We start from the raw sequence: 6,897 nt of genomic DNA, 5'->3' as shown, positions 1-6,897 counted from the left end.
CACCGGGCCCTCGGCCCCGATGTGTCAACTGAGCGTGACCTGGCGGTTGGTGAGACCACCGCGGGCGCGGCGCTCGTCGGCGGTCAGCGGCGCGTCCACCGCCAGCGCCTCGGCGAGCCGCTCGGCGAACTCCGCGGCGGGCTTCTCGACATCCTCCGCGGTGACCCCGCTCGGCAGGTCCCAGACCGGCACGGTGAGCCCGTGGGCTCGGAAGGAACCCACCAGACGGGTGCCCTCGCCGAGGCTCGAACGGCCCGCCGCGTGCAGCCGCGCGAGGGCGTCCAGAAGTTGCTCCTCGGGGTGCGGCATGACCCAGCGCAGGTGGTTCTTGTCCGGGGTCTCGCACCAGTACGCGGCGTCGACGCCGGTCAGCCGGACGGTCGGGATGGCCGCGGCGTTGGCCCGCTCCAGGGAGGCGGTCACCTCCGTGGTGGCGTTCTCCGCGTCCGGGACCCAGAACTCGAAGCCCTCGTGCACAACTGGCTCGAACACGCCTTCGGGATCGAGGAGATCCTGCAGCCGCGGTCCGTCGGCGGGGGCCCGGCGGCCCTCGACGGGGGTGCCGGGGGCGGCTTCCAGGGCCCTTCGCAGGGTGTCGGCGAGGTCGCGGCTGATGTCGCCGGACGCCGTGTCGTTCTGCAGCCCGAGCAGGACCGAGCCGTCGTCGCGGCGCAGCGCGGGCCAGGCCATCGGCAGCACGGTCGCGAGGGTGACCGACGGGACGCCTTCGGGCAGGCCGTCCTTCAGGGTCAGCTCGACGGTGGCGGCGGGCACCAGCTCGCGCAGCGCGATCCAGTCGCCCTCGCCGGGCAGTCCCTCGAACGGGCGGTGCACCAGCTCGGTCACGGCCTGCGCGGCGGCCCGGCCGTGGCAGGCCTTGTACCGGCGTCCGCTGCCGCACGGGCAGGGCTCCCGGGCACCGACGACCGGGACCTCTCCATCCGCGATCTGCGGGCGCGCGCCCTTGGTCTGAGGTCGCTTCTTGGCCATCGTGGCTGTCTCCCGGTAACGGCTCGTCTCGTACGGCGGGAGCCTAGCGTTTTGTGCTTTTAGGGGCGCGGGGAACTGCGCGACCAGCCACGACGGTGTCGCAGCCGCCCGACTTGGTGCCCTGGCACTCGGGTGGGCGATCAGTCCAACTCGTCGAACGGATCCGAGAAGTCCAGCCCGGCTATCGCACTCGGCGCCGAAACCCTCCCGGCGAAGTCACTGCGACGGCAGCCCGCATCAGGATCATGCACATCCACGTGCACGACCACCCACACGGTCACCTCACCGCGCGCATCGTCCCGCACCCCCCAGTCGTCGGCGAGCGCGGTGATGATGTTCAGCCCACGCCCCCCGTGCGCGGTCACCGACGGCGTCGCCGGAGCCGGCCGCGTCGGCCCGCCCCCGTCCGTCACCTCGACCGTGAGTCTCCCGGCCCCGTCCACCCGCCACGCGGCGCGCACATCGCCGTCCCCGGCGAGCGCGTCGCCCAACGGCCGCCCGTGCTTGCACGCGTTGCTCAAGAGTTCGGAAAGAATCAGTACGGCGTCGTCGATGACCGATTCCGCCACCCCACCGCTGCGCAACTGCACACGCATCCGGTGTCTCGCTTGCCCCACGCCCGCAGGGCCATGGGGTACGGCCATGCTCGACGACGTGGGCACCTCCTGTGCCACCACCAACGCCACCCCCGAGACCTCCTTCGCCCCACGCCACGGTGTGGATGCCCCAATGGCCTGTACCGGAAACCGGCCAATCCCGTTCCGCTGACGCATTCGTAACGATCGAACACGCACCGAACGCGCCGGGGCACACCCTGTGACAAGGGGTCCGCGCGGGGTCAGCGCCCGAGTTGCCCGAGCACAGCCCGCGGCCGGTTGGTGATGATCGCGTCCACGCCCAGTTCGACGCAGAGGTCCACGTCCTCGGGCTCGTTCACGGTCCACACGTGCACCTGGTGGCCGACCTGCTTGAGCCGCCGGATGTAGCCGGGGTGATTGCGCACGATCCGGATCGAGGGGCCCGCGATCCGCACCCCCGCGGGCAGCCGGCCGTCCCGCAGCCGCGGCGAGACGAACTGCAGCAGATAGACCGTCGGCAGCGTCGGCGAGGCGGCACGCACGCGATGCAGCGATCTGGCCGAGAAACTCATGATCCGCACCGGCGACTCGGCGGCCGCGGCGGGGGCGTCGAGGCCGAACCGCTTCAGGAGCACCAGCAGCCGCTCCTCCACCTGGCCCGCCCAGCGTGTGGGGTGCTTGGTCTCGATGGCCATCTCCACCCGCCGTCCCGCGTCGGCGACGAGTTCGAGGAGCCGTTCCAGAGTGAGGACGGAGGTGTCCTCGCGGTCCTCGGGCCGGTACTCCCAGTCCGGTTCCTCGTCGCGGGTGCGCCAGAACTCCCGGGTCTTGCGCGAGGAGAAGTCCAGGGCGGCGAGGTCGGCGAGTTCCAGGGCGGAGACCGCTCCGCGGCCGTTGGACGTACGGTTGACGCGTCGGTCGTGCACGCAGACGAGATGGCCGTCCGCGGTCAGCCGTACATCGCATTCGAGGGCGTCCGCACCGTCCTCGATCGCCTTCCGGTACGCGGCCAGCGTGTGCTCGGGGGCCTCTTCGGAGGCGCCGCGGTGGGCGACGACCTGGGTCAGGTGCTGTCGTGCGTGGGTCACCGCGTCATGGTGCCACCGCACGGGGGTACGCGTGCGAACGGAGGCATATGGATTGCGCCTCATTTGTCTTGCATGGCCTATATAAAGAACCACCGAAGACCCACAGCCACCGCTTATGGTGCCCTGACGGCCCGTGGGAAAAGCTGACGGCATACAAAAGGACATGCACAGCTGACACGCGCCGGACACCGACCGGCACCGCCGAGCGTGGCCGAGTGCGATTCGACAGACGACAGCCGTGGACCGAGGAGAGAAGCTGTGAGCACCGAGAACGAGGGCACCGGAGTACCCCCCGCCCCGTCCGCACCCCCCGTGCCGGTGGACGCTCCCGCTCCCTCGGCTCCGCAGGCCGCCGACGCGGGCGCCCCGACGACTCCGATCCCGCCGGTACCGCCGAGCACGCCGTCCGGTACAGCGCCGGGCACGTCGGCGGGTACGCCGTCGGGCACGCCGGAGCAGGAGCTGGTGCACGCCGGGCAGACGCAGTCCTACGGCTCGGCGGCGGGCCCGGGTGGGGCGCCGCAGCACGGCCCGGGTGAGGGGGCGTCGGCCTCCGGCGGCCCGGGACCGGAGAGCTGGCCGCCGCCGCAGCCGCCGGCCTACCCGTCGTACGCCGATGACGGCATCGGCGCGGGGGCGGGCGCTGGTGCCGGCGCAGGAGCCACGGGTGGCGCCGGTGGTCCGGGCGACCCCTGGGGATCCGCCTACCAGCAGCCCGCGCCCAAGCCGAAGAGCGGCCGGGGCGGTCTCGTCGCCGCGATCCTGGTGGCCGCGCTGGTCGCCGGCGGCCTCGGCGGCGGTCTCGGGTACACCCTGGCCAAGAACAACGACGACAGCTCCTCTACGACCGTCTCCTCCTCCACGAGCGGCGGCACGGTCAAGCGCGACCCCGGCACCGTCGCGGGCGTGGCCGCCAAGGCGCTGCCGAGCACGGTCACCATCGAGGCCGAGTCCACGAACGGCGAGGGCGGCACCGGCACCGGGTTCGTCTTCGACACCGAGGGCCACATCGTCACCAACAACCACGTCGTCGCCGACGCGGTGGACGGCGGCAAGCTCACCGCCACCTTCCCGGACGGCAAGAAGTACGACGCCGAGGTGGTCGGCCACGCGCAGGGCTACGACGTGGCGGTGATCAAGCTCAAGAACGCGCCGTCGGACCTGAAGCCGCTCACCCTGGGCGACTCCGACAAGGTCGCGGTGGGCGACTCGACGATCGCGATCGGCGCCCCCTTCGGCCTGTCGAACACGGTCACCACGGGCATCATCAGCGCGAAGAACCGCCCGGTGGCCTCCAGCGACGGCACGGGTTCGAGCTCCAGCTACATGAGCGCGCTCCAGACGGACGCGTCGATCAACCCGGGCAACTCCGGCGGCCCGCTCCTCGACGCCCAGGGCAACGTGATCGGCATCAACTCCGCGATCCAGTCCACCAGCAGCGGCGGCCTGGGCGGCACCAGCCAGTCCGGCTCGATCGGCCTGGGCTTCGCGATCCCGATCAACCAGGCGAAGTACGTCGCCCAGCAGCTGATCAAGACCGGCAAGCCGGTCTACGCGAAGATCGGGGCGTCCGTCTCGCTGGACGACTCCTCGGGCGGCGCGAAGATCACCGACGAGGGTGCGAACGGCTCCGCGTCCGTGGAGTCCGGCGGCCCCGCGGCCAAGGCGGGCCTCAAGGCCGGCGACGTCATCACCAAGCTCGACGACTCGGTCATCGACTCCGGCCCGACCCTCATCGGCGAGATCTGGACCCACAAGCCCGGCGACAAGGTCAAGATCACGTACGAGCGGGGCGGCCAGACCCACACGGTCGACCTCACCCTCGGCTCCCGAGTCGGCGACAACTGACCCACCCCTCCACTCCGACCACCCGTTACTCTTGTCCCCGCGCCACCGCACACACCGGCGGCGCGGGGTGGGTTGTCCGAGCGGCCTAAGGAAACGGTCTTGAAAACCGTCGTGGCAGCGATGCCACCGTGGGTTCAAATCCCACACCCACCGCAGTGCGGACGAACGGCCCCTGACCTGAGTGATCGGTCGGGGGTCGTTCGGTTGTCGGTGGGGTGGGGGAGGCATGGAGTATGCGATCCGAAGACTGGCAACTCACCGAAGATCTTGATGACTTCCTCGGTCGGGTTGGGGGCTTTCTGCGTGCTCAGCCCGTCTCGAACATCATGCAGTTGACGGTGGCGCAGAGGCTGCGGGAGGGGCGAGGGGGCGGGGCGGGGGCGGCGGTCTTCGGGTGGTTGGAGCGGGGTGGGGAAGTGGTCGGTAGCTTTTACCGGCTGCCGGGCCGTGGTGTGGGGCTCGGTCCTCTCACGCCCGAGCAGGCGGACTCCCTCGCCGTCCGGTTGAAGGCCCTTGGGCACGACCTCCCCTACGTCAGCGCCGACCAGCGCACCGCCGTCGCCTTCGCCGAGGCGTGGCAGCGGCATGCGGGGGCCGTGTCGACGCTGCGGGTCCGACTGCACCTGTACCGTCTCGGCACGCTCACCCCTCCGCAGCCGTTCCCGGCGGGGCGGGCCCGTTCCGTGGGCGAGGAGGATCTCGGAGCTCTCATGGACATGTGCCGTGGGTTCGCCGCGGACGTCGGTGAGGACGTCACCATCGACGCCGGCTCCTGGGCCGGCACCCGCTTCGCCGACAAGAGCTACACCTTCTGGGAGACCCCGGACGGGGCACCCGTCTCCATGGCCGGCGTGAACCCGGCCGTCGCCGGCATGGCCCAGGTGGACCCCGTCTACACCCCGGCCCACCATCGCGGTCACGGCTACGCCGCCGCCGTGTCGGCCCAGGTCAGCCGGGCCGCGCGGGACGCCGGCGCCCAGGAGGTCGTGCTGTTCACCGACGCCGCCAACCCCACCAGCAACGCCCTCTACCAGCGCATCGGGTACGAACACGTCACCGACTGGGCCGCGTATGACTTCACGTGACCCCGCCGCCGACGACCTCGCCCACCCCACCCTCAACGACCCGCCCCGCGCCCGGCTCCTGGAGCTGATCACCGGCATCGAACCGTGGGACGAGCTGGAGCGCGCCCACCTCAGGACCGCCGAGAAGTGGATCGGAAGCGGCGCTCCCCTGTACCGCGTGCGCAGGCCGGCCACCCCGGCCACCCACCTCGTCTCCTACGTCGTCGTCCGCGACCCCGCCGACGGACGGCTCCTGCTCGTCGCCCACCGCAAGGCCGGGCTCTGGCTGCCGCCCGGCGGGCATGTCGAGCCGGGTGAGGACCCGTGGGCCGCGGCGGTCCGTGAGTGCCGTGAGGAACTGGGCGTCGAGGCCGTCGCATCGCCGCTCACCGGAGAGCGCCCCCTTTTCCTCACGGTCACCCGCACCCGGGGCCAGGGCACCCACACCGACGTCTCGCTCTGGTACCTCGTACACGTCGACGCCGGCACCATCACCTCGTACGACCAAGGCGAGTTCGACGGAATCCGCCGGCTGACCGAGGAACAGCTGCTGCAGGAGCCGTACGACATCCTCGACCCCCACATGCACCGCTTCACCCGAAAACTGCGGCACGTCCAAACCGCCTGACTCGGCGGCTAGGGCCTGTCCGGCGGATCATGCCGGCGTCGCGGGGCTGGGCACGCCCGTCTGCCGCGTTGTCGTCGGTTGCCGACGCTCCGCGTCGCCGCCCTCCTCCGCCTTGCAGACAGACGCACCCACCCCCGCTCACCTGCACCGGTCAGCCCCCCTTCTTGCAGCCGGCCTGATCCGCCGGACAGGCCCTAGGCCGACGCCCGCCGCAGCAACCGCAGTTGGCCGATCTCCGCCACGTTCTTCATCAACTCCGCGTTCGCCCAGGCGAGCATGTCCGCGACGGTGTACGACGGGTCGTTCGGCCAGGGGAACGGGGCCACGTCGTCCAGGGTGGTCCGGGCCAGGGCTTTGAGCCACGCCGTACGCAGGGCACGTAGCTCCTCGATCGCGGGCTCGCCGGGGCCCGGCCACACCACGTCCGTGCGGTCGCGCGGCGGGCGTCCCTCCGCGTGGTCGAGGGCCACGCCCCACCACCACGCGATGTGCCAGGTCAGCCAGGCGATCGTCGGCACGGGGACGGGTTCCGGCTCGGTGTCCGCCCAGTCGGGGCGCCAGTCCGGCGCGTGGAGCGTCCAGCACAGCGGCGCCGGCTCCCAGAGGAAGTCGTCGGTCTCCAGACGCTCCAGGTGGTATTCGAACAGCGCCCAGGTCAGCTCGAACTGCCGGCGCAGCAGATCACGTCGTACGTCGCTCAT

At 71.5% G+C, this 6,897-nt stretch carries 7 protein-coding genes and 1 tRNA gene; 4 read left to right on the top strand and 4 right to left on the bottom strand.

Translation table 11 applies throughout. The features are described from left to right. Positions 1-24: 24 nt before the first annotated feature. From ABZ896_RS37190 to ABZ896_RS37180, 3 genes are all read right to left on the bottom strand, one after another. Entirely contained in the window at positions 25-990 is a 966-nt protein-coding gene (locus ABZ896_RS37190) for a DUF5926 family protein (RefSeq protein WP_360939072.1), read from the bottom strand. A gap of 140 nt (positions 991-1,130) precedes the next feature. Then, complete coding sequence (locus tag ABZ896_RS37185) at positions 1,131-1,763, bottom strand: ATP-binding protein (protein WP_360939070.1); 633 nt, start codon at positions 1,761-1,763, stop codon at positions 1,131-1,133. 65 nt (positions 1,764-1,828) lie between these two features. After that, positions 1,829-2,656 carry a glycerophosphodiester phosphodiesterase gene (locus tag ABZ896_RS37180; RefSeq protein WP_360939068.1) on the bottom strand — a complete coding sequence of 276 codons (828 nt, stop codon included), beginning with the start codon at positions 2,654-2,656 and terminating at the stop codon, positions 1,829-1,831. A 258-nt stretch (positions 2,657-2,914) separates the two neighbouring features. On the opposite strand from ABZ896_RS37180, the gene ABZ896_RS37175 reads away from it, so the two are divergent. The 4 genes from ABZ896_RS37175 (at position 2,915) to ABZ896_RS37160 (ending at position 6,196) form a co-directional block, all read left to right on the top strand. Then, complete coding sequence (locus ABZ896_RS37175) at positions 2,915-4,504, top strand: trypsin-like peptidase domain-containing protein (protein WP_360939066.1); 1,590 nt, start codon at positions 2,915-2,917, stop codon at positions 4,502-4,504. Between the two features lie 66 nt (positions 4,505-4,570). Then, positions 4,571-4,657: transfer RNA gene (locus ABZ896_RS37170), tRNA-Ser, on the top strand. A gap of 80 nt (positions 4,658-4,737) precedes the next feature. Continuing rightward, a complete protein-coding gene (locus tag ABZ896_RS37165; RefSeq protein ID WP_360939064.1) occupies positions 4,738-5,589 on the top strand; it encodes a GNAT family N-acetyltransferase in 852 nt (283 codons plus the stop codon). Continuing rightward, complete coding sequence (locus ABZ896_RS37160) at positions 5,576-6,196, top strand: NUDIX domain-containing protein (protein WP_360939062.1); 621 nt, start codon at positions 5,576-5,578, stop codon at positions 6,194-6,196. The genes ABZ896_RS37165 and ABZ896_RS37160 overlap by 14 nt, the downstream gene beginning before the upstream one ends. A 194-nt stretch (positions 6,197-6,390) precedes the next feature. On the opposite strand, the gene ABZ896_RS37155 is transcribed toward ABZ896_RS37160, so the two are convergent. Beyond that, positions 6,391-6,897, bottom strand: a complete 507-nt coding sequence (locus tag ABZ896_RS37155; protein ID WP_360939060.1) for a DinB family protein — start codon at positions 6,895-6,897, stop codon at positions 6,391-6,393.

This window comes from Streptomyces sp. NPDC047072 (genome assembly GCF_040643855.1).
Lineage (GTDB): Bacteria > Actinomycetota > Actinomycetes > Streptomycetales > Streptomycetaceae > Streptomyces.
Note: the sequence above shows the minus strand (reverse complement) of the source record. Positions and strands in the feature narration are given on the sequence as shown.